Origin of the sequence: Virgibacillus senegalensis, from assembly GCF_000821245.2 — a bacterium.
GTDB classification, from domain to species: Bacteria; Bacillota; Bacilli; order Bacillales; family Amphibacillaceae; genus Sediminibacillus; species Sediminibacillus senegalensis.
This window is the reverse complement of record NZ_LN611424.1, coordinates 561,728-584,553: the sequence shown is the minus strand read 5'-3', so window position 1 is coordinate 584,553 and position 22,826 is coordinate 561,728. Positions and strand designations below refer to the sequence as shown.

Sequence of the window (22,826 nt, the reverse complement as noted above, 5' to 3'; positions counted from 1 at the left end):
CATTAGCAAGGGCTGCCAATTTGGCGTTTAACCGACTGGGGAATCTGTTTATACTTAGAATAGAGGATTAGTTAAGGAGCATCTATATGATCAAAATCGTCGCAGTAACAGAAGACAACCGAAAACTGACTGATATTGACATCACTGAAGTCGACTTTTCAGCATACAAGTGGTGGTGGATTGATTTCAGTGAACCGACATCGGAAGAAATCAAGCAATTGGATACCGCATTGCATTTTCATCCACTTGCCATCGAAGATTGTATCCACAGCTTGCAGCGTCCCAAGCTTGACTACTATGATAATTTCTCCTTTTTCGTGACCCATGCCATTCGGCCTGAAAGTCTGGAACAGCGGGAAATTGATTTTTTCCTAGGAAGTAATTATATCGTTACCTTTCATCATTGGAATTCTGGTGAGGTCCGACAGGTGTGGGAAAGACTGTTGCAGCAACAGGACTTAACAGGCTGGGATGAATATAGGGTATTTTATGAGGTGCTGGACAAGGTAGTAGACAATTTTTTCCCGATCGTTTATCAATTGGAGGATCAAATAAATGAAGTGGAAGAAAATCCAGAGGACAAACCAATGGATGTCCTTCTGGACCAGTTATTTGATTTACGACATGAACTGTTGCGGCTGCGACACACCATTAACCCGATCAGGGATTTGTTTTACAGGGTGTTAAGCTCCCATCGTTTAGAAGGGATTCGTGAACGGCGGGAATATTTCGCAGACATTTACGACCATTTGATGAAGCTGTCCGAGATGGTTGCGTCCAACCGGGAAATCACCAATGACATTCGGGACAATTTCATATCGATCAACTCTTATCAACAGAACAAAGTGATTCAAGTGTTGACCGTGATTACCTCGATTTTTGCCCCGTTAACATTCATTGCTGGTATCTACGGGATGAACTTCGTCAACATGCCGGAATTAGAATGGCATTATGGTTACTATGCCAGCTTAATTGTCATGCTGATACTCACCGTCGGCATGATCTTCTGGTTCAAGAAAAAAGGCTGGTTCGGATGATGGAATAAATAGAGGATGACGGGACTGAATGGAGGAATGAGTAATTGAGGGGACTAATTGAGGGGACAGTCCCTCCTAGAGGGATGCTGTTCACTTAAATGAGTACCGGGGACAGTCCCTCTGTTCAAGGTTTCACTTAATATTCCCACGTTTGGGGACAGTCCCCTGAGCAGCACAAACGCTGTTAGACCGGGAAACGTATTGATTTATCGTTTCTATTCAGGCTCAGGAGGGTCAGTCCCTCCAGAGGCTTTTTGAATAGCTAGAACAGCAAAAAGGGACTGTCCCCAATATCCATGGAGACAGTCCCTTTTATGATTATTTCACCATTTAGGAGATTTAACTTGTTTAAATCCTAACTCGGCTAATGCTTGTTGTAATGTTGCTCTCGTTGTTACTCCTTTGTAATCAAGTCCAAGGTTACCGATTGTTTGCGCAACCTCTGGTCGTATACCGGTGATGATTGCTTTAACTCCGATTAAACTGAGTGCCTTCAAGATTTGGAATATTTGGTCGGATACCATCGTATCAATCATCGGTACACCGGAAATATCCAATATTACAAACTCGAGTTCCAAATTTGTCCCTTCTTTTAACACAATCTCCGTTATCAGTTGGGCACGATGGGTATCAATCTCCCCCACAATCGGAACGGCAGCAATTCCCTGGGCAACCGGAACAACAGGAACGGACAATTCTTCCAGCGCACTGTATGCGACTTTCATCAAACGGTCGTTATACTCCTCATAAACATTCCCAACCACCGCACTGACTTTGTCAAGTAATGGGTCAATAATCTTGGATACATCCAACAGAGTAATTGGAGCAAACTGCCGGCTTTCTAATTCCAGAGTGACTGCATCCCATATCACCCGCCGATAAAAAGAAACAGCTCGCAACGCATCACTCAATTTTACGTTATAACGAATCGTAAAATCAGACGTACGCCTCCCCCAATCCTCGACCGCGGCCATCATCGTCTCTGATCCTTCATATAAAGACTCGCCAAGATATCTTAGAAGTTCGGCCCGGTACTCCGTCCGCTCCTCTAAAGGCATTCCTACTTTTTCCAGGCCTTCCGTATAATCATCATCCATGATGTCTTCCAGCTTATTCGCCAGCTCTCGATGGATATCGACTACTTTTTTCCCGATATACTCCAATTCGTGTTTCAAAGGAATACCACCTTACTCAATTGGTCTCCGTACTAGGATATAGGAAAAGGGATGGAAAGGGCAAATAATATCGTCTTGCCAATTTCATCCTAAGCTAGATTGTGAGCAGCGAGCGAAAAAAAATCAACATAATAAGTGAAAGTAGGCAGCTAAAGAAATAGCTGCCTGCTTTTAAAGGGCCATTCATTTTAATTTCCCTGGCAGGGCATGGATGGATTCAATCAACGTATTCAGTTTACCTTCGATACGATGGAGTAGATAAAACGTCACCGCTGCAGGAAAACCGACATCCGTTATCAACGATAACCACGTCTCCAAGTTCCCCTTCCTCCTTTCTTTTGGGGTCAGACCCCAATTAACTGTATCGGCAATTTATTCCCCGGATGGGGACTGTCCCCGAAAGTAATAGAAGCCTGTTAAATCAAGGTGTACCTCCATTTTCCTTCGCTAAAACTAACGAAAGAGGGACTGACCCCAAATCCTATCACCCGAAACTTATTAATGGATTGGGGACTGTCCCCTCTCTCGTATTAGTAAAGGGAGCGGTGGATGCCGCTCCCTTTGGGATTTGAATTATATTTCGATTTCTTCGACGTTACGTTCTACGATGCGGGCACTTTTCTTACTGACGAGATCACCGCCAGAAGAAAAGAAGGCGTTTTGGGAAATGATTTCATCCATCGCAGCACTGACTGCTGCCGGGTCTGCCGGTTCTACTGGATGGTCCAGAGAAATTGTCACCGTTTTATCTTCTTCATTTAAAAACTTTAGCTCCAACTTTTTCATCTTTCCACCTCCTCCCTTGCATTATCAATCAAGTAAAAATAACTCCTAACCGCTACTCCGTAATAAGCGAGCTATCATTACGCTTAACCGAGTAGAGATCACGCTGCTGCAAGTCGACCAAAGCTGTGGAAATCGCCATCAATTGGTCAGCTGTCGCCTCGGTTTTTACATTGTTGAAGGATTTGTTTTTGAGAATCGGATCTCCAGTTTCCCCATCAATCCCCTCTTGGAAGACCAGCTGTAACCGGGAATCAACCTTTTGAGTGTCAGCCATGCCGCTCACCTCCTTTCACTTTCATAATCGTTAAAAGTGAAAGGGTAGGTGCGTAGTCAAATATTGAGGTGGAGAATTTTGCTCTTCCTCCTCAATCCCGTTGAAAGCCTCTAATTCCTTTAAGGGATGATATAACAACACTTTTGTTCTTAGAGTGTCGCAACGGTCGATTCCGCGGAAGTTTATTTGCTTATTTTGTCGCCCCTATAAATAATAGAGGTTTACGATGCTGTGAGGGAGGTGAACTCTCATATTTGTCGTAGGCACCCAAGCAAATGTTTACATAAATGTAATCGTTGGTTTTATAGTTCCATACTTGTGAAAACGATATTTATTCGAAATTATATAGCTAGTGATTTTTAGGGGAGGATAGATACTTATGCATATACCTATTCATTGAATGATAAACTTCTTGATAGCCTTCAAATAGACTATGGTATGTTTTGTGTCTTTCTGTATTAAAGGGGATATCATCCTTGATTGTAACTATTTTTGAAGCAGCATCCTCTATAGAAGAAAATAGCCCTATTCCTGTTCCAGCAATAATAGCTGCACCCAACGCTGAACCATCACGGTTAGATAATGTGCAAATATCCATTCCAAGTACATCTGCAATCATTTGGCACCAGACTCGGTTACGACTTCCACCTGCACCAATATGAACTTTATGTGCATTCCCAGCAATTTTCTTAACTACATTTACATTTTCTAAAATATTAAATGTAATTCCTTCCAGAATAGAGTGTAATAATAACGCTTTATCTTGGTTTAACGATAAACCGACCCAAGAGGCTCTATCTGTAGTATCAAAATGCGGAGTGCTACTACCTACAAGAAAAGGTAAGAATAATAATCCTTCACTTCCAGGGGAACAACCTTCCATTTCTTTAGTCAGAATGCCAAGTTCCTTATAGTCCGTCTTGTCCAATCTTTCCTTATTAAATAATAGCTTGTAGCCCCACTCTACTCCGAGACCACCTGTAAAAATAGTGCCCATGGTGTACATAGATTCTGTATTAACTGCTGGATGGAAGGTAACCTTACCAATCCCATATTCGTGTGGTCCCGGCACAGCCATAACGACTTGTCCCGAAGTACTTAGTGTAATGGCCATTACGCCTTCTAAAATCGCTCCAGTTCCAACTTGGCTACATGCCATGTCTGCTCCCCCTGTCACTACAGGAGTTCCTTCTTTTAATCCGGTGAGACTAGCCGCTTTTTTGCTTACTTGACCAAAGATTGCTGTAGTATTGGATATAGCAGGAAATATACTCTCTGGTATATCAAGTTCATTTATAAATTCCCAATTCCAATCTTTCTTCTTAATATCATACAATAAGCTATTTCCAGCATCGGTAGGATCGGTGCCCATTAATCCTGTAATTTTATACCTGACATAGTCCTTCGGAAAAAGAAACTTTGAGGTACGACCCAACAAATCAGGATATTCTTCCTTTACCCATAATAATTTGGATAATGTAAAAGCATCGAGTGGTTCATTTCCCGTTACCTTGGAAACCCTTTCTAAATACCTTTCCCGCAAGAAAGAAGTCTGTTTAGAAGACCTGGTATCTGTTATTAAAATACTTGGGTATAAAGGCTCCCCTTCTTCATCCACCATTACTAGAGCGCTCATATGGCCGGAAAATGATATAGCTTTTATATCTTTGGAATCAATGTCTATTAAACAATTTTTAATGGAACGGATTACGGCATTGCACCAATCATCAGGACACTGCTCTACCCATGAAGGGTGCCGATTAATAATCTGATAACCATGTGAGGAAGAGGTTAGTGTAACACCTTCTGCGTTCATCACTAGGCACTTCACGGATGTTGTGCCAATATCTATAGCCATGAGGAAATGTTTGTCATCCAAGTTTTCCACCCCTCCTGTTTCTATACTCACAAATGCTTGATACGCTCTTGATATTGATCAATATACTTTTGGTTGTATTCCATTCCCCCTTCAACATTTCCGCTGACAAAAACAGGAGGGGTTATTCCTGAAGCCCGAAGTTCTTCTACTACTCTTACCATCAACGTATTTATTAGAAATGCCCCTACGACTGAAGAACCTGGACCCATGTGAAGCTCCGTATCAGGAATTTTCACCAAAGCATCGCCATATGGCAACATATTATCTATTACGATATCAGCAAGATCATAAAGTTTCTTGCCAGACGGGTGCCTGGATCTTTTAGATAGATAGGAAGTTGATGTTAAAGCTATTACTTTAAGCCCTTTCCTTTTTGCTACCATAGCCATTTCAATTGGCAAACTATTAATCCCTGAGTTCGATATAATAATAATTACTTCGTCCTCTTTCAAAGTATAATTGTCTAATATATGTACGGCATACCCTTGCATTTTCTCAATTTTCGAACTCTTAACAGCCCCTTCATGCAGCATTGTACTAGTTTCAAAAATAGGGCTGATAGGAACAAGGCCTCCGGCACGATAAAAAACTTCTTCTACTAGCATATGGGAATGACCGCATCCAAATAAATGTAATAGTCCATCATTTATAATAGAGTCAGCTATCAATGCAGCTGCCTGTTTAATAACTCCCGCCTGCCTATCTTGTACTTCATCTAATAATTCTTTGACTTTAGAAGCATAATCTTCTTCTAACATTTTCATCCTCCTAACCTACGATATTGCTAGGTATACCCATACTCTGAAAAGTTGCATGGGCTTTCTGTACGTGGTTTGCTCCATTCTTTAACGCAGGTTGATAATGTCCTGGCAATAGAACATCCGCTTCGACATCGGATAACTTCGCTATACTATCTGCCAATTTCTGCATATGAAAATCATGGGTGTTCAACATTGAAATCTTCCCGTTATAAAAGACAGTATCACCGCTGAATAACAACTTGGGGCTCTCACTACTTTTTATTTCGAATGATAAATCAAATCTAGAATGACCGGGAGTTTCAAAAACTTTGAGTTGGAAGTCACCAAGACATAGCTGGTCTCCTTCTTTTAGAAGGTGGTCTGCAAGACATGGGTTAAATTGGTAATCGTCAGGATAATAGCCAAACCTTTTTGCTATTGTTAAATCAATTGCAGCTTCATCACCATTTTTCAATGTTTCAAATGCGCTCTCAATCACATATACTTCCGCTTTTGTTTTTTCCTTTAAGAGTGCGGCACCTCCAGCATGATCTGCATGGATGTGAGTAAGGAATATTTTTTTAAGCTGGGAAATAGAAAACCCGTACTTCTCAATGTTTTCACATATATCATTGACTGAATAACCAGTCCCTGTATCAATTAAAGCAAGCTCACCTTGGCTTTCTAAAAGATAAACATTACAATCAGAAGGATGGGTCCAATCAAACCCCATTTGTCCACTTGCTACTAGATAAACATAATCATTAATCTTCATTAGCACCATCCTCTTTAACTTGAACAATCATCTCTAGTTCAACAGGAGCCCCAAACGGAAGTTCGCTCGTTCCTAATGCTGCTCGTGCATGCTTTCCGTTTTCTCCAAATACATCTGCTAATAATTCTGAAGCACCATTTATAACAAGTGGCTGTTCACCAAAGTTTTCGGCTGATCTTACATAGCCAATCACTCTCACTATACGCTCAATGCGATCAAGACTTCCGAGGACAGCTTCAATTTCTCCAAGACAGTTGAGAGCAGCTAACCTTGCAGCTTTTTTAGCCTCTTCGATATCCATGTCCTTACCTAGTTTGCCGACATAAAACATTTCACCCTCAACCTCAGGTGTTTGGCCAGAGATAAATAATAGGTTGCCTACTTGAACCCCGGGGACAAACATGAACCGAGGCTCGACTTTAGGGACAGTAATATTTAGTTCTTCTATACGATCATAAACACTCATCTGATTCCCCCATTTATAGTTTTATTGGTTTATTTTTTGCTGCTGCTTGTACTATGGCATCAGCAATTTTCATTGCTTCAACTGAGTCGTGGACGGGGGCGACCAGAGATTCTTCCCCTTTTTCAATTTGGAAAATAAAGTGTTGTAATTCACTTCTAATCGCTCCTCCGATACCATCATGTTCTGTAGTCCACAAGGTTAGCTCTGGATGCTTTACATCCTTTTCCGTCCAGATAGAGTAACCCGAATGGTTAAGCTTATAATTAGCAGTACCTTTTTTACCAATGATTTCAATGTCTGCATCTATGGTACCTTCAAGTTCTAGGGTTTCAACTAGATTCTGCGGTCCACCCTTGGGATAAAGCCAAGCAGAGTCCAAAGAAGCAACCAGACCATTTCCAAATTTTAATATTGCGGAGAAGAGATCCGGATATTTATAACCGCTTATGTTGTTCTCTACTGCATACACTTCCTCACATGGAGAATTGGCATACCAAAGTATTAAATCGATATCATGGATTCCAGATTCGTAAACAGGGTGTACTCTTTTGCCAAAGTGATCAAACCAACTTTTACTGAAGTTTCTTTTAGCCCGAATCATAGCCAAATCACCTAAAGCTCCATTCTCTATAGCTTCTTTTATTGAAAAATATGGTGTACTGAAACGGCTGATATTGCCTATCATAACCTGTACATTGTGTAAGCTGGCTAATTCCTCGATCTTGACTGCTTCATCAAAGGAGGTAGCGATAGGTTTTTCGATAAAAACATGTTTGCCATTTTTAATTGCTTCGATAGCGAAAGTACCATGGGTACTTTCATCACTGACTATATCTACGACATCAATATCCTTATCTTGTATCAGTTTCATAGCATCTGAATACGTTCTTTCAACGCGGAACTTCTTCTGAGTTGCTTTTAAATTCTCTTTATCTATATCTGCTATCCCTAAAACTTGGCAGTTATCAATATGGCTGAACACTTCCAAGTGAAGTCTGCCGAACCGTCCAGTTCCGATTACACCTATTTTCAGGTTTTTCATATTTCTCCTCCTATTTAACAGATCCTTCCGTTAAACCTTTAACAAAATACTTACCGACAAATGCAAAGAACACTAAGACCGGAAGTAAGGTTAAAACAGCTCCAGCTGTGATTGAACCCCAACGGACTGTATATTGCCCCATTATTTGATTTAAGCCTACGGTCAGCACTTGATTTTCCTCACTAGAAATAAGCACTGAAGCAAAAGCAAATTCTGTCCAGGATACGACAAAAGAATATACAGCAATAGTAGCTAGACCAGGTGCAATTAAAGGAAGAATTATTTGAAAAAGTATTCTCAATTGCCCTGCGCCATCAATAGCTGCCGATTCATCTAGCGAAGGTGGAATTCCTTTAAAGAACCCACTCATCAGCCAAGTTGCAAACGGAGCTGCAAATGTTACATTTATAATGATTAAACTCCATAGATTATCGATAAGATTTATATTAGACATTAATTGATAAACGGGAACCAATAGCAGCATAGTTGGAAAAATAAATGTTGCCAGAATTAAATAGTAAAAAAAGTTTCTTCCTTTAAATTGCATGCGGTAAATAGCATAAGAAGCAGGCACCACAAGAAAAATTGTTATAACCATCGTTCCAAATGAAACAATTAAACTATTAGTTAAATTATTTAAATAAGGAGTATCCACCAATAATTCTTGATAGTGTTGTAAAGTCCACCCCTTAGGCCATAAGTCTGGGATTAGAATTTGATTCGGCAATTTAAAAGAAGAGATTGTAACCCAATAAAACGGGAAAGCAATCAAAAAAATAAGTACTGCAGCAAACAACCATTTAATAAATTTCATTTGCTATCCCCCTTATCAATCCTTTGGAGCTGCGAATTTAACAAATGTTATCGCAAAACCAATCATAAAAATTGCTGTAATTACTGACATGGCAGATGCATTTCCTAATGCATAGCTTTCAAACGCTTCTTGATAAATCAGAACAGGAATCGTGGTTGTAGAACCAGCAGGTCCACCTTCCGTCAAAGATTGGATAAGATCGAAAATATTAAACATCCAAAGTGTTCCAACCAAACCTAATGCAAACGTTGTATGTTGAAGAGATGGTAGTGTCACATTCCAAAATTCCTGCCATTTATTTGCTCCATCCATCGCTGAAGCTTCATACAATTCTTCCGGGATACCTGACAAACCTGCTAAAAGTATGACAGCTAAGAACGGAAACCAGTGCCAAGAATTGATAAAGATTATTATGGGCAATGACCAATCAGAATTTCCAAGTAGATTTAATGGCTCCTGTATAGCACCTATAGATAAAAGAAAATTGTTTAGAATTCCATAAGACCCATTCAGAATCCATTGCCAAAATATTGCAACAACTATTGTTGGAATAATCCATGGAATAATCATCCACGTACGCGCTATCTTTGAAATTCGTCGGCTATTATTAAGTAACAATGCAACACTGAAGGCTAAAATAGTTTGTATTAGCATATTACCGATAACCCAAAATAAACTTTTGCCCCATGAGGACCAATAAATTTCAGAGGTTAGTACGTTGAAATAATTTTGAAATCCAACGAATTCTCCTTCGGTCCCTACGAATCCAGTACTAAAAAAACTCTCTTTTATTACAGAACTAAGTGGTAAAAAGACGGTGATAAGAATCCAAATAACTAATGGGCCGACTAGTAGATAAGGAACAAAAGACTTTTTACGATGTTTTTTTACTATTTGACTGCTTTTCTTTGAACTTACTAATGCCGATGACTTATATATAGCTTCTTCTTTCTTCAAAGTTATACCCCCTACCTATGAATCACTCAGGGAAATTTATTTCCCTGAGTAATTCTTTGTTTTATTCCACTGCATTTTTCATTTGTTCCTGTCCCCATTCCACTGCTTCTTCAGCTGACATGCCATTAGTCGTCATTTGTTGAAGAGTTTGGGCTAAGAGGTTAGGACCGGAAATTTGACCGATTTCTGAAGAGACTCCATCAGTAAACCCAAATAAAGCGCCGTTCTCTGAAACGTCTATCAAGGTTTGAACTTGTTGTTCATACTTGGAAATAACAGGATTGTTCCAATATTCGTCTGATTGGGAGGCTACCTCAGTAACAGGCAGGAACAGGCCAGGCTCAGCATTTATAAACTCTGCATAATTTTCTGGCTTGTAAAGATAAGCGAAAAATTCTTCAACAGCTTGTTGCTTCTCTTCATCCTCTGTTAGGATCATTATCCCATTAGAATAATAAATGCTGCCTTCTTCGCCACCTTCTGCGACTGGCATAGGAACCACACCTAAGTCTTCAGCAGGCTGGCCAGATTCATCTTCAAATGGAGCTAAATATTGTCCTTTTTCGATAGCCATGGCAACTTTTCCGGAATTGAATTGAGCTTGAGGTTCTCCCCATGTATAAGTGTTACTATCATTAGGTGAATACTGCAATAGTTCTTCATACTTCTTAAATGCTTTTACGGTTTCCGGCTTGTTGAAATCAACATTATTATTCTCGTCTATGATATCTTTTGCACCAGCAGTGATTAAGAAACTATAAAGCACTTGATCGGTTGCCAAAGATTTAGAAGCAGGGAGGGCTATCCCATTTACACCATCTTTATTTAATGTTTCTGCTGCTTGGGTCAAATCTTCCCAGGTTTGAGGAGCTTCCAAATTTGCTTCTTTAAAGAAATCTTCTCTGTACCAAAGGGCTTGCACCATGCCAAAAATAGGAACTGCCCAGGTATGATCATCATATTGATAAGGGGCTAAAGAGGAGTCAATGAAATCATATTCTTCATCTAAACTTTCTACAATTTCATCTACTGGTTGAACTACACCGAGGTCTTGAATTAAAGTTGTATAATCAGGTAGTGTAAATAATAAGTCTGGACCGTTTCCTGCTTGGATGGCAGCAGGAAATTTTGAGTAAGCATCATCCCAACTCTGAACCTGGGGCTTAATTTCGATATCAGATTGCTCGCTATTAAACTTATTAATTACTTTATTAAATCCTTCCACGCGGTGTGGCGGCTCTTCCATATGCCAGAGTGTTATCTCTGTAACACCTGAATCATCTGAACTACTACTACTAGAGCAACCTACCAACAACAAGGCCAAAAGAAGCGATGCAAGACCTGTATAGACTCTCCAATTTATCATTCTCTTCATTTTAATTCTCCTTTTTAATGACGTCTAAATCTTTTAAACCGTGCCCTGTAATCACACATACGACGCTCTGATCTTTTTGTACAAGCTCATTTTCCTTCATTTTTTCCAGAGCAGACAAAGCTGTAGCTGATGAAGGTTCTACAAAAACCCCTTCCTCCTCTGCCAACAGTCTTTGGTGTTTTATAATGCTATCATCGTTAACAGCTATAGCCTGTCCATTCGATTCTATAATCGTCCTCAATGTCCGGGTTCCATCCTGTGAATAAGTTGTCAACGGGTCAGCAATTCCTCCAGCAACTGATTTTCCTGATTTGGTCCATGGTTCAACTTTTGTCCCTTTTTTAAAAGCTTCCACGATTGGAGCACATGCTTCAGCTTGCACGCCCACCATCCTTGGCAATGAATCGATTTTTCCGGCAAGTTGTAACTCTTTAAAGCCTTTATAACATGAAACTAACAGAGGACCGGCTCCGACAGGGATGATAATCCAATCAGGTACTCCCCCGTATTGTTCATAAATTTCATAAGCCAGTGTCTTATCCCCTTCTATTGCAAAAGGATTGAGGAAAGTAGACGTAAGGTTCAACCAGTCATTCGCAATAGCAGTTTCCCCAGCTACTTTATAGGCGTCACTAAATGTACCTTCTATGGTTTTGATTTTTGCTCCATAAACCTCCATCATCATCTGCTTTTCTTGAGGGGTGCTGGCGGGAATATAAATTTCACAAGGTATTCCAGCCCTTGCTGCGTACGCAGCAGCAGCGACTCCAGTATTACCGGTTGAAGCGGTGATTACCTTCTCCACTTCATACTGTTTCGCTAATGTTAACGCTACTGATAAAGGACGGTCTTTGAATGATAAAGTAGGATTTACAGATTCATTTTTCAAGTAGATATTGTTGATTCCTAATTTCTGTATAAGCTTAGAGGATCGAAAAAAGGGGGTGTTCCCTTCTCCTAAAGTTACGGGGTTCATATCTTCATTCACCGGCATAAGAGAGGAATATTTCCATATACCTTCTCTGAATGTATCCAGCGCAAATAATTCTTTTTCATCAAAAATTTCATTGTAATAATATTCAACATCCAAACTACCTTTACAACGCTCGCATTTGTATATAATGGATATTTCATGTTTATGTCCACATTCCACACATGTTAATCCCTTTAATCTATTCAAAAACGGAACTCTCCTCCCCACACAGGCTTATGGCCACCTTTGAATAAATATCATACGCGGCTTGTAATTGTCGCCTGGTGATATATTCCTCATTTGAGTGTGCTTGTTCAATATCTCCAGGTCCACATACCACTGTTTCAATACCTGGGATATCACCTAACAGAGCTCCATCTGACCAAAATTGCAAACCTACAGGCTTCGCAGGAGATTGAAATTTTTGCTCATACTCCTCACATAATACTCTCACGACTTCGCTATCAACATCAGTTTCTAAAGCCCTATGAGGAACCCCTTTAAAAACTGGTAGTTCTTTTACAGTTCCTTTCATATCTGGGTCCTTTTCTGCAAGTTCATCGATAATAGATTGCAATTCTTTAATGACGCCATCTTCCTTTTCATTGGGTAGTAAACGTTGTTCGAATTTAACGATGCATTTATTTGGAACGATTACCGGCCTAGTACCGCCATTGATTTCCCCTATATTTATAGTAGGTTTACCTAAAATAGGGTGTTCTCTCTGGCTAATTTTGGGTATATATTCATTAATAACTTTTTGAATCCATCCAGTCGCTTTATAAATGGCATTAGCGCCTTTTTCAGGAACACTGCCATGAACTGACTTACCATAAAAACAAGCTTCTCCCCACACCACACCTTTATGAGCAATACCTACTTTCATTCCAGTAGGCTCTCCAACAATGGCATAATCCGCTTGTATTCCACTATTAAGTAAGTGATACGCACCAGGACTGTAATTTTCTTCTCCTATAGTTGCAGCAAAAATCAAATCACCTTTCAAAGAGACCCCTCTACGTTTAAAATCCAATAATACTTGGATCATCGCAGCTAGTGCACCTTTCATATCTACACTCCCACGCCCATAAACCTTACCGTCTTCAACTTTAGGATGGAACGCCTCTTCCATCCCATAAGGCGGGACTGTGTCTGCATGTCCGTTGAGTAAGAGGGTTGGACCATCTCCTTTCCCTCTCAACCTGGCAATTAAGTTGGCCCGCCCATTTATTACCTCTTGTAACTCAACTTCAATTCCTTCATATTCAAAGATATTTTTAATGTAATCAATTATCTCTTTTTCATGGCCTTCTACATCTTGATGACTTTCAATCTCAATTAGCTTAAAGAGAAGGTTCTCAACCTGAGTCAACATATTATTTTAATTTCCCCCAACCATGCTCTTCTAGAAATTCTTTAGATTCTACAGCCACTCGATCAAAGTCACTTAAACCAATGCCAGAAGGTTCCCCAACTCCAAACAGTCCTCCCGCTTGCCACGCTTCCCATTCAACAGAGTTATAGTGCTTATAACCAACCTCTTTTAATGCCACAGCCATTTCTGAGAAATCAACAAAGCCACCGCCGAACCACACATGTTGAGACTGCATTATATTAGGAAACCCTACTTCATCTTTTACGTGAGTGACCTTGATACGATCTCCTAACTTCTGAATCGCTTCTTTAATTGACATTTTTGGCTTGACTGTAGTATAGAAGGTCCCAACGTCGACACAGCAGTAGACATTAGGGCGATCGACGTCCTCAAAGAGTTTTAAGACAGAAGGGATATCGTTGATAATCGTTCCTTGGATAAGCTCAATACTTACATCAATGTTATATTGCTTCGCATAATCGGCTACTTCCCTAGTTGCAGTAACAACTTGATCCCATGCTTCTTTTCGAGTAATGACGTTATAAAGTGGAGGATCGTAATATCCGTCTCCAACCAGGGTTACAACAGTTTCCGCCCCCATGTCTGCAGCAGCATCAATTGCTTTTTTGAATTTAGCAATTCCGTTATCTCTATCAAAATATCTTGGTGTAACAAAAGTAGTATGGCAGGCTATTGAAGCAAAAGCCACATTACGCTTTTCCATTGCTATCCTGACTTTTTTAACCTGTTCCTCATATTCATGAGGACGGAGTTCCATAATTTTCGGATATACTACGTCAAACCCTTCATATCCGTAATCAGCAATTCGATCAATACACCAATCAAGCGATTTGTCCCCCCAACTATTTGATGCTGGTCCAGCAATTTCTAATCTACCCCAAGGCATATTTGGCCAAATCTCAAAGGAAAGTTTCAAATCTGAACTCATTAACTTTCATCCTCTCAATTTTTTGTAGCATTCATAGTTATAGTCGTATATATGTCTATACCAGTAAATATAAATATTTAGCAGTATAAAATACTGCTTTACTTTTCCATCTCAATTGAAAATTTATAGCGATCGGCGCGATATAACGATTCAACATACTCTAAGGGAGTTTTTTCGTCTGAATAAGTATGCCTTTTGATAAGTAAAACCGGGGTTCCGACATTTACCTCAAGCAGGTCTGAGTCTTGTGGTTTACTTAAGTAAGATATCTCAATTGTTTGAGTAGCAAAAGCTACATTCAAATTGTATTTTTCTTTTAGTTCTTTATATAGTGACTTGTTTTCCAAAGAGTAGTTTAAGATAGAAGCTACTTTTTCCGCAGGTAAAAAAGATCGTTCCAAAGCCATTGGCTCGTCATCTGCCAATCTTAATCGAAAAACTTCTATTACGGGAAAACCTTCTTCTACTTCTAAAACTCCCCCAATTTTTTCACAAGCGGGTACTTCTTTCACATGCAAGACCTTTGAACCTGGTTTTAAGCCTCTTTTTTTCATATCCTCAGTGAAACTGGATAATTTTGATAAAACTTGATCGATTTTAGGCTTACCAACAAAGGTTCCCTTTCCACGTTTGCGATACAACACGCCTTCATTTACTAAGTCATTGATTGCATGTCTGACCGTCATACGACTTATAGATAACTGGTTAGTTAATTCTCTCTCCGAAGGAATCATATCATCAACATTCCAGAGCTTGTCGTCTATCTTTTTTGTTATGAGTGTTTTTATTTGATGATAAATAGGAACGACAGCTTCCTTATCAATTTTATTCTCTTCCATCATCACCCACCTTTCTACCAATTGTTGGATTAGTTGTCTATACCAATTACTCAATTCACATTGTAAGCGATTGTTTTTTAAATTGCAAGAATTTTTTTAAAATGTTGTCAAAATATATCGGAAATAAGAAATAAGACGAGAAGACTATTGATAGCCCATAGTGGATGTGAAATTAACCTTAGATAAGGACAGTAGCTAGGGACAGTCCCCCAACGTTCTACCATTCTACCGAGACGCAGTGGTAATGTGTTGGGGGACTGTCCCCAGAGGTTTTATTCTATTATTTTTACACACTTTTTACTAAAAAATTCAATTTACTAGTGTCGGATTTAGTAGTAAAATATATATTGGTGTTTATTTAGGATTAGCTCTATTAATTAAGGAGACTTTAAATGGAAAATAATTCACAAAGAAGAATAATAAGGAAACGTAAAATAAAGAAGCGGAGACGCATTTTATTTATATTAGTACCCATTTTAATTTTAGTAGGGGCTACCACAGCTTATGGTGCTTATCTTTACAATAAAGCTGACGAAGTCGTGAGCGGCTCTTATGAAGATGATGGTCGAGACAAATCAGATCTTCGGAATAAGGAAGTCGATCCCGATGTCGATAACGTGTCTGTTTTATTTATAGGAGTAGACGAAAGCAACAAGCGTGCAAACGAAGGAAGTTCACGCTCCGATGCATTGATGCTCGCCACGCTTAATAAAGATTCGAAAAGCGTCAAGCTGTTAAGTATTCCTCGTGACTCCTACGTCTATATCCCGGAAGTAGGCTACAATACCAAAATCAACCACGCTCACGCTTATGGCGGTCCTAAAGCCTCCATTGAAGCGGTAGAAAGCCTTCTTGATATCCCAGTTGATTACTATGTAAAAATGGATTTTGAAGCATTTATTGACGTAGTCGATGCATTAAATGGTATTAATGTCGACGTACCATATGAAATGTCAGAGCAAGACTCAAATGACAGAGCCAACGCTATTCATCTATACCCTGGTGAACAAAATTTAAACGGGGAAGAGGCACTTGCTTTGGCTAGAACCAGAAAACAAGATAACGACCTGGAACGCGGCAAACGCCAGCAGGAAATTATTAAAGCGGTCATTAAAAAAGCTGCTAACATTGGTTCCGTCACGAAATATGATGATATGATGGAGGCGGTTGGTGACAATATGACGACCAACATGCGGTTCAGTGAAATGAAAAGCTTTATTTCTTACGGAACCAGCGGTAGCTTAAATGTAGAAACACTTAATCTTGAAGGTTCTGATTCGATGATTGATGGTGTTTATTATTATCAATTAGATGAAACAGATGTAGCGAATAAACGAATAGAACTTCGGGAACACCTTGACCTGGAAAGCACGGAACATCCGAGTGAAGGTATGTACGGTAACGAAACAGACACCGATCAAAATAGCACTGATTCAAACTCTAATTACTCTGATTACAATCCAAGTGAATCATTGGAATATGGAACAGAGCCATCCACAGATCCCTCTACAAGTTATTAAACGGAAGCAAGCAGATATCTGCTTGCTTCCGTTTTTAATAGTGTTAGTATTTTCTTATTACTATTCTAAACATGAACTCAAACACTTTTAAGATGCGTTTCCACCTAAAAGGTTGTTTTATCAATCGATAGAACCATTCCAAGTGAAACTTAATCCAAATATCAGGAGCTCTTTTTACCTCGCCTGCTATAACGTCAAAACTACCTCCGACTCCCATAAACAGCCCTTTATCAAACTCTTCATAGTATTTCATGATCCACTTTTCCTGTGAAGGAGAACCTAGCGCTACAAATACGAGATCAGGTTTTGCTTTTTTTACCTTCTCCGCTATTTCCCGATTTTCCAAATCAAAATATCCATGGTGTGCGCCTGCTATTTTTAAGTATGGATGTAAATCTTTGATTTTACTAATCATCTTATCTAGAACCTCTTGTTTTGCGCCAAGGAAAAAACAACTTAAATTTTGGTCTTCTGCGTATCCTATTAAATGGGTCATCAAATCAAAACCAGGCACCCGCTCTTTAATAGGGTTTCTGATCACTTTAGACGCCATTACTATCCCTGTCCCATCCGGAATAATAAAATCTGCTCTGTTTATTAATGAATGAAAGTTAGTGTTTTCTTTCGCCATCATGACTATTTCAGGATTGGCGGTAACAACGAAGGTCTTTTCCATCCTTCCGAGTCGGTTATATATATGTTGATTCAAAAGTTCTTTTTGGGTTAAATTCGTGAAAGGTACATCCATTATTGTTACATGATTATCTTGCTCTAACACTTTTAACAACCTTTCATGTTAACATCTAATTTTATACTACAACTTTTTTATTATCCCATTAAATCGCTTTTTCGACAAATAGTATTTTTTATTTTTATTACACTTTTCTTCCTGTTTGCAATTTTTTTATTCCTTCACTTGTCACTCTGCTGCTCATTACCAGGAAGACGTATTGTCACCTGCTTCAGCAAATATTTTCTAGTGTATATTATTGTCGGATTATGTTATTATTTGTCCTTAGGAATACATTATTTTGCTTCTACGAAAGGGGTTTCACTATTAAATGAAGAGAATTTTAATCAGAGCCGGAATTTCCCCATTGGATAACTTTGACGCATCTTATATGCTTCTGAATAACTCGATTGGTGGGAACGTCGGTAATTTAATTTATCAATACAGCGTATTTCGCACATTAATGACTGAAGGGACCACCATAACACCCGATTATTACAATTACGACCCTAAAAGAGCAGATGAAATCAACCAAAATTACGACTGTTATATTATTCCGTTAGCTGATGCTTTTCGAAAAGATTTTGTTCCGACCTTAAGAAAATACACACAATTAATTAAAAAACTTAACATTCCAGTAGTTGTGATCGGAGTAGGATTAAGAGCTCCCTTTGAACCTAAGTTAAATGAGGGCTTCCCTTTTGATGAAGACGTGAAAGCATTTGTAAGTGCCGTATTAGAAAAATCTAACATGATTGGAGTCCGTGGTGAAATTACCGCAAAGTACCTTTCTCGTCTAGGTTTCCGTGAAGGGGTCGATCACACCGTTATAGGTTGTCCATCCATGTATGCTTTCGGAAGAGAATTAACCATTCGAGAAACCAACATAACAAAGGATTCTATGATTGGTGTCAATTCTTCCAAACTTTCTCCAAAAAATGTTTTAGACTTTATTACAAGAAGCATGGATGAATTCCCTAATCATTACTTTATTCCACAATGGCGTAAAGAAATGCAGTTAACTTACACTGGATCTCCAACTATTGGAAAGTCAGCTGATAACTATCCGGTAAAAATGTCGGACCCTGTATATATGAACAACCGAGTACGCTTCTTTTTAAATGTTCCAACCTGGCTGGACTTCCTGTCCAAAGCTGATTTGAGCTTCGGAGCCCGATTACATGGTAACATTGCTGCAGTACTTGCAGGAACTCCGAGCATATTGCTTCCTAAAGATGCACGTATGCGGGAACTGGCCGAATATCACCAATTAACACATGTCATGGCGCATGATATAAACGAAAACACCCGATTGATGGATTTGGTCGAAAATGCTGATTTTCAATCTGTGCAAAAAAATCAAGGTAAGAATTTTGATCACTTTATTGACTTCTTAAATAAAAATAAGTTAGAGCATATCTATCAGGACGGAGTATCACCACAAATTGTTCCATTGGATGAGCAACTTGCTAAAATCCAACTCCATCCTCCTATCGTCCCTGTCAGTGGTTGTACGCTTGAAGAGATGGTTCAACGTTGGGAAGATTACTATCCTAAAGCTGAAGAAAGACAAGCTAAAAAATTGAAGAAACAAAAGTCACAGTTAGCAGAGAAAAATAAAATCATCAAAAAACAAAAAGCAACCTTAAATAGGAAGAGCGTACGCCTCGCCCTTAAGGTTGCAGATAAATTCAGTTAAATAAGTACAAGAGGGACTGGCCAGATAATGGACAGTCCCTCTCTCTTTAGCTTTTTAACTGGTTACGGTTATCGGCAGCTTTGCGAAATTGCTTTTTTTCTTCCTTCGTCATTTTTTTATAGGAAGACAAGAACTTCTGATACTTCGGAATGATCTCATCTACAGTACCAAAGTCACGGACCATACCAAATTCCAACCAAAGAATCTTTTCACAAAACTCCTTCATCTGACTGATTGAATGACTGACAAATATCATTGTCTTGCCTTTTTCCTTGAACTCTTTCATCTTAGCCAGACTTTTTTCTGCAAAAGCTTTATCACCTACAGATAATGCTTCATCAATTATTAAAATATCAGGATCGATTGTAACAGAGATGGAAAAACCAAGCCTGGACTTCATGCCACTGGAATAAGATTTAACCGGTTGATCTATAAATTTTTCTAATTCCGCGAATTCGATAATATCAGACTCTATTTCCTTGATTTTCTTTTTAGAAAATCCCAGCATGAGACACTTCAACTCAATATTATCTCGCCCGGTTAGATCTCCCTTGAGTCCTGAGTTAACTGCAATGAGTGATGCTTGTCCATTTAATTGAACCTTTCCGCTTGTTTCTGGCACAATGCCTGCAATAATATTGGAAAGAGTGGATTTTCCTGAACCATTAATTCCGACAAAGCCGATTACATCGCCTTTCTCCGCTTCAAAATTTACGTTTCTCAGCGCCCAAAAGTCTTCTCCATAGCTTTTTGGCAAAAGTAGATCCTTTATTCTCTCTGATCCGGAAGAATAAAGCTTATATTTCTTTGAAACATCATTTACTATGATTGACTTTTCCATTTTAAATCCCTTTCTTGTTAGAGAAAATCAATAAAGTGCCTTCTAAACTTCACATGAAGGCTTGAACCAATTAAAAACAAAACAACCGTCAACAACCAAAAGTACAACGTATATTCCCAGTGGGACACCATATACCATTCTGTACCGAGAAAACCCGCACGGTATCCTTCAATTAAATAATATAGGGGATTAATCTGCATAATGATCTGTAAATTCTCAGGCAATTTTTCCATCGTCCATAGTATCGGCGAGAGGTACAAAAACATCCTTAGTGTCGCATTTAAAAACATATGGACATCCCGAACAATTGTCGAGAGGGTGGATGTTATCAATGCCAATGAATAGGTGATAGCGAATGTCGCTATTAGAAAATAGATAATTTGCAAATAATATATATTAATCGGGAATCCCAATAACACAAGCAGGGCGATAGTAATGACTATCATCACTACGTGAACATAAAATTGAGCAAATATCATAAAATTAGGTATGACACTCATAGGGAAATTCATCTTTGATAGCATCCTTAATCGTGAATAAATCGATTTGGACGCTTGAATAGTGGATTGATAAAAGAAGAACCAAACAATAATACCCGAGATCAACCAGGGAAAGAAATCAACACTCTCTCCTGTTACCAGTTGAATAGGTTCCCTTTGCCTCATTCCAAATCCAAACACAAACCAATAGATGGCTACCTGTATCACAGGATTAATGACTTCCCAAGCCATTCCTAGATAATTATTGTTATTGGCACTTTTCATTTCATACAAAGACAGTCTTCTTATCAAATAAAAATATTTCACTTGTTCTTTTAAAACGGTTAGTGCGGATTTCATGATTATTTACCTTTCTATATCAATTAAAGTTCCGAATTAATGACATGGTTTTGATGTCAATCCTTAATATTATACCACAAACAGAGAACTGTTAGGCTTATTTCCAACTATTTACTTCTTCTGAATAATCATCATGGAAAAAGGTATTATCTGAGGAGATAATACCTTTACAATTTACTTGATACCATTGCTTTCCACTGGTTGAGTTTCTTTTTGCACTAAATGATTAAATAAATTGAGCCAATATTTGAAATGGTTGTCCTCGTTATACTTATTGATCACATAACTGTGACCACGTTCACCCATAACATTTGCTTTTATAGGTGCTTTTAATAGCTTTATAATTTTTTTCGCCAACTCTTCTTTATCCTTATTGGGAACTACATATCCCGTTTTTCCAGATTCAATAATGTCACTAGGTCCATAACTGACATCATAGCTTACTACAGGAGTCTTATTCATTAAAGACTCAATAATAACCATGCTGAATCCTTCAAACTTAGAAGTTAAAGCAGAAACCGTAGATCGACCAAGTACCTCATCGATCGAATTACTATAGCCCATTAAAAAGACGCTATCTTTCAAATTAAGTTCTTCTATTAAACCTTCTAACCGGTCTCTATCTGGACCATCACCGTGTATTTCCAGGCGAGCTTCCGGAATCTTTTCCTTCACCAATTCAAAAGCCTTTATAAGCTCATCCAAGCCTTTTTCCTTATGATAACGCGATACAGCGGTCACCAAATTTTTTTGCTTATATGCTTGTCTATCCGACTTTGACACAAAATGAGGAATAACAAACAAATTATCATAGTCTCCAAATTGCCTTATGATATCATTCTTTTGTTTATCTGTCAGGACAACTACCGCTTCAACATTGGAAAGATTTTCGAGCAATGGTTCATGATTATCCTTGATATAACTGCCGTATTCATGAGGAGCTGCGAAATGATTGGTATGGATGGCATAAATGCGATTCACTAACTTATCGTCCATTTCCATCACTTTAGTAGAAGATCCTACTCCATCGCATATCATGAATGGTTTCTCTTCATAACTGCGGCATAATTCATTTAACCAGTAAGTATGGAACTGTTGATTGTTTTTAAACCTTTCAACTTTGTTTGAATACTTATCAAACAGGAAAATATTACTGATCTTTTCTTTATCATTAAACCACCTGTTCAAGAAACAAAATCCATCCACGGTAAAGAACAATTCCTGTCTCACCTTATTAGTGTGCAAATCAAAGAAAGTCTTTTTACACACATGACCGTCTTCTGCAAATTCTTCTCTTAAAGTCCTGCTTCTGTTTTCATTAAAATAGTCCACATGCTTAAGTAAACCGTTTTTAGTCCACTTCTTATACTTGCAATACACCCCGTCTACAAAATAACGGGCATTTCTTTTTTCTTCATAATCGTCCTGGACTTGATATCCTTCTTCATTTATTTGAGAAAGCTCATTATAGTACTCGATGGCCTCGTCTTTTAACCCTGTTACCGTATTTTTATCCCGATAGTAATCATATACATTCAGGATATTTACTTCCTCTGCCAATCGCCCTACATTACGCAGGTTTGCACTTATCTCATCGTAGTTTGTTTTATAGTCCAGAGTGACAAGATCTACATCCCAGCCCCGGTCATTAAACAACTTGGATCGATTAAGCATAACCCGGGTAATTCCACCTTTATTTACATCTATATCATAAAGAAGCATAAATACTTTTCTTTTCAAG

The 22,826-nt window shown here is 38.7% G+C and carries 23 protein-coding genes; 3 read left to right on the top strand and 20 right to left on the bottom strand.

The window, feature by feature from the left end; all coding sequences use genetic code 11:
- Positions 1–86: 86 nt before the first annotated feature.
- Positions 87–1,037 carry a magnesium/cobalt transporter CorA gene (gene corA / locus BN1067_RS06980; protein WP_053218175.1) on the top strand — a complete coding sequence of 317 codons (951 nt, stop codon included), beginning with the start codon at positions 87–89 and terminating at the stop codon, positions 1,035–1,037.
- 323 nt (positions 1,038–1,360) lie between these two features.
- Here corA and BN1067_RS06975 read toward each other — a convergent pair whose 3' ends face one another.
- From BN1067_RS06975 to BN1067_RS06900, 16 genes are all read right to left on the bottom strand, one after another.
- On the bottom strand, positions 1,361–2,212 hold the full coding sequence (locus tag BN1067_RS06975; RefSeq protein ID WP_053218174.1) for an STAS domain-containing protein: 852 nt from the start codon (positions 2,210–2,212) through the stop codon (positions 1,361–1,363).
- 183 nt (positions 2,213–2,395) lie between these two features.
- Positions 2,396–2,530 (bottom strand): YvrJ family protein, encoded by a 135-nt coding sequence (locus BN1067_RS06970; RefSeq protein ID WP_110943357.1) that lies wholly within the window; start codon positions 2,528–2,530, stop codon positions 2,396–2,398.
- A 255-nt stretch (positions 2,531–2,785) separates the two neighbouring features.
- Positions 2,786–2,998, bottom strand: a complete 213-nt coding sequence (locus BN1067_RS06965) for a DUF2922 domain-containing protein (RefSeq protein WP_053218173.1) — start codon at positions 2,996–2,998, stop codon at positions 2,786–2,788.
- Between the two features lie 52 nt (positions 2,999–3,050).
- Entirely contained in the window at positions 3,051–3,272 is a 222-nt protein-coding gene (locus BN1067_RS06960) for a DUF1659 domain-containing protein (protein ID WP_053218172.1), read from the bottom strand.
- 349 nt (positions 3,273–3,621) lie between these two features.
- Positions 3,622–5,151 (bottom strand): xylulokinase, encoded by a 1,530-nt coding sequence (gene xylB, locus BN1067_RS06955; RefSeq protein WP_053218171.1) that lies wholly within the window; start codon positions 5,149–5,151, stop codon positions 3,622–3,624.
- A gap of 26 nt (positions 5,152–5,177) precedes the next feature.
- Positions 5,178–5,909, bottom strand: a complete 732-nt coding sequence (locus BN1067_RS06950) for an SIS domain-containing protein (protein ID WP_053218170.1) — start codon at positions 5,907–5,909, stop codon at positions 5,178–5,180.
- Between the two features lie 10 nt (positions 5,910–5,919).
- The gene (locus BN1067_RS06945; protein WP_053218169.1) at positions 5,920–6,666 is read right to left on the bottom strand and encodes an MBL fold metallo-hydrolase; all 747 of its coding nucleotides are present in this window, start codon (positions 6,664–6,666) and stop codon (positions 5,920–5,922) included.
- Complete coding sequence (locus tag BN1067_RS06940) at positions 6,656–7,132, bottom strand: RidA family protein (protein WP_053218168.1); 477 nt, start codon at positions 7,130–7,132, stop codon at positions 6,656–6,658. The genes BN1067_RS06945 and BN1067_RS06940 overlap by 11 nt, the downstream gene beginning before the upstream one ends.
- 13 nt (positions 7,133–7,145) lie before the next feature.
- The gene (locus BN1067_RS06935; RefSeq protein WP_053218167.1) at positions 7,146–8,174 is read right to left on the bottom strand and encodes a Gfo/Idh/MocA family protein; all 1,029 of its coding nucleotides are present in this window, start codon (positions 8,172–8,174) and stop codon (positions 7,146–7,148) included.
- A 10-nt stretch (positions 8,175–8,184) separates the two neighbouring features.
- Complete coding sequence (locus tag BN1067_RS06930) at positions 8,185–8,988, bottom strand: carbohydrate ABC transporter permease (RefSeq protein WP_053218166.1); 804 nt, start codon at positions 8,986–8,988, stop codon at positions 8,185–8,187.
- A gap of 15 nt (positions 8,989–9,003) precedes the next feature.
- On the bottom strand, positions 9,004–9,945 hold the full coding sequence (locus BN1067_RS06925) for a carbohydrate ABC transporter permease (protein ID WP_053218165.1): 942 nt from the start codon (positions 9,943–9,945) through the stop codon (positions 9,004–9,006).
- Between the two features lie 61 nt (positions 9,946–10,006).
- Positions 10,007–11,320, bottom strand: a complete 1,314-nt coding sequence (locus BN1067_RS06920) for an ABC transporter substrate-binding protein (RefSeq protein WP_053218164.1) — start codon at positions 11,318–11,320, stop codon at positions 10,007–10,009.
- A gap of 1 nt (position 11,321) precedes the next feature.
- A complete protein-coding gene (locus tag BN1067_RS06915) occupies positions 11,322–12,500 on the bottom strand; it encodes a threonine synthase (protein ID WP_199868484.1) in 1,179 nt (392 codons plus the stop codon).
- Entirely contained in the window at positions 12,493–13,668 is a 1,176-nt protein-coding gene (locus BN1067_RS06910; protein ID WP_053218163.1) for a M20 family metallopeptidase, read from the bottom strand. The genes BN1067_RS06915 and BN1067_RS06910 overlap by 8 nt, the downstream gene beginning before the upstream one ends.
- 1 nt (position 13,669) lies before the next feature.
- Complete coding sequence (locus BN1067_RS06905; protein WP_053218162.1) at positions 13,670–14,617, bottom strand: sugar phosphate isomerase/epimerase family protein; 948 nt, start codon at positions 14,615–14,617, stop codon at positions 13,670–13,672.
- Between the two features lie 98 nt (positions 14,618–14,715).
- A complete protein-coding gene (locus BN1067_RS06900; RefSeq protein WP_053218161.1) occupies positions 14,716–15,456 on the bottom strand; it encodes a GntR family transcriptional regulator in 741 nt (246 codons plus the stop codon).
- 392 nt (positions 15,457–15,848) lie between these two features.
- On the opposite strand from BN1067_RS06900, the gene BN1067_RS06895 reads away from it, so the two are divergent.
- Positions 15,849–16,976 (top strand): LCP family protein, encoded by a 1,128-nt coding sequence (locus tag BN1067_RS06895; protein WP_110943352.1) that lies wholly within the window; start codon positions 15,849–15,851, stop codon positions 16,974–16,976.
- Positions 16,977–17,019: 43 nt separating this feature from the next.
- Here the strand turns inward: BN1067_RS06895 and BN1067_RS06890 are convergent, their stop codons facing one another.
- A complete protein-coding gene (locus BN1067_RS06890) occupies positions 17,020–17,754 on the bottom strand; it encodes a WecB/TagA/CpsF family glycosyltransferase (protein WP_324777871.1) in 735 nt (244 codons plus the stop codon).
- Positions 17,755–18,037: 283 nt separating this feature from the next.
- On the opposite strand from BN1067_RS06890, the gene BN1067_RS06885 reads away from it, so the two are divergent.
- Positions 18,038–19,405 (top strand): polysaccharide pyruvyl transferase family protein, encoded by a 1,368-nt coding sequence (locus tag BN1067_RS06885; protein WP_053218160.1) that lies wholly within the window; start codon positions 18,038–18,040, stop codon positions 19,403–19,405.
- 46 nt (positions 19,406–19,451) lie between these two features.
- Here BN1067_RS06885 and tagH read toward each other — a convergent pair whose 3' ends face one another.
- From tagH to BN1067_RS06870, 3 genes are all read right to left on the bottom strand, one after another.
- A complete protein-coding gene (gene tagH / locus BN1067_RS06880) occupies positions 19,452–20,246 on the bottom strand; it encodes a teichoic acids export ABC transporter ATP-binding subunit TagH (RefSeq protein WP_053218159.1) in 795 nt (264 codons plus the stop codon).
- Between the two features lie 17 nt (positions 20,247–20,263).
- Positions 20,264–21,085, bottom strand: a complete 822-nt coding sequence (locus BN1067_RS06875) for an ABC transporter permease (RefSeq protein WP_053218158.1) — start codon at positions 21,083–21,085, stop codon at positions 20,264–20,266.
- 174 nt (positions 21,086–21,259) lie between these two features.
- Positions 21,260–22,825: a glycosyltransferase gene (locus BN1067_RS06870; RefSeq protein WP_053218157.1), complete on the bottom strand. Its 1,566-nt coding sequence runs from the start codon at positions 22,823–22,825 to the stop codon at positions 21,260–21,262.
- Position 22,826: the final 1 nt, after the last annotated feature.

Excerpts from the sequence above, each read along its gene's own strand:
- corA (WP_053218175.1), top strand. The coding sequence starts at position 87 with ATGATCAAAATCGTCGCAGTAACAGAAGACAACCGAAAACTGACTGAT.
- BN1067_RS06965 (WP_053218173.1), bottom strand. The coding sequence starts at position 2,998 with ATGAAAAAGTTGGAGCTAAAGTTTTTAAATGAAGAAGATAAAACGGTG.
- BN1067_RS06960 (WP_053218172.1), bottom strand. The coding sequence starts at position 3,272 with ATGGCTGACACTCAAAAGGTTGATTCCCGGTTACAGCTGGTCTTCCAA.
- BN1067_RS06950 (WP_053218170.1), bottom strand. The coding sequence starts at position 5,909 with ATGTTAGAAGAAGATTATGCTTCTAAAGTCAAAGAATTATTAGATGAA.
- BN1067_RS06945 (WP_053218169.1), bottom strand. The coding sequence starts at position 6,666 with ATGAAGATTAATGATTATGTTTATCTAGTAGCAAGTGGACAAATGGGG.
- BN1067_RS06940 (WP_053218168.1), bottom strand. The coding sequence starts at position 7,132 with ATGAGTGTTTATGATCGTATAGAAGAACTAAATATTACTGTCCCTAAA.
- BN1067_RS06935 (WP_053218167.1), bottom strand. The coding sequence starts at position 8,174 with ATGAAAAACCTGAAAATAGGTGTAATCGGAACTGGACGGTTCGGCAGA.
- BN1067_RS06930 (WP_053218166.1), bottom strand. The coding sequence starts at position 8,988 with ATGAAATTTATTAAATGGTTGTTTGCTGCAGTACTTATTTTTTTGATT.
- BN1067_RS06920 (WP_053218164.1), bottom strand. The coding sequence starts at position 11,320 with ATGAAGAGAATGATAAATTGGAGAGTCTATACAGGTCTTGCATCGCTT.
- BN1067_RS06910 (WP_053218163.1), bottom strand. The coding sequence starts at position 13,668 with ATGTTGACTCAGGTTGAGAACCTTCTCTTTAAGCTAATTGAGATTGAA.
- BN1067_RS06905 (WP_053218162.1), bottom strand. The coding sequence starts at position 14,617 with ATGAGTTCAGATTTGAAACTTTCCTTTGAGATTTGGCCAAATATGCCT.
- BN1067_RS06900 (WP_053218161.1), bottom strand. The coding sequence starts at position 15,456 with ATGGAAGAGAATAAAATTGATAAGGAAGCTGTCGTTCCTATTTATCAT.
- BN1067_RS06895 (WP_110943352.1), top strand. The coding sequence starts at position 15,849 with ATGGAAAATAATTCACAAAGAAGAATAATAAGGAAACGTAAAATAAAG.
- BN1067_RS06885 (WP_053218160.1), top strand. The coding sequence starts at position 18,038 with ATGAAGAGAATTTTAATCAGAGCCGGAATTTCCCCATTGGATAACTTT.
- tagH (WP_053218159.1), bottom strand. The coding sequence starts at position 20,246 with ATGGAAAAGTCAATCATAGTAAATGATGTTTCAAAGAAATATAAGCTT.
- BN1067_RS06875 (WP_053218158.1), bottom strand. The coding sequence starts at position 21,085 with ATGAAATCCGCACTAACCGTTTTAAAAGAACAAGTGAAATATTTTTAT.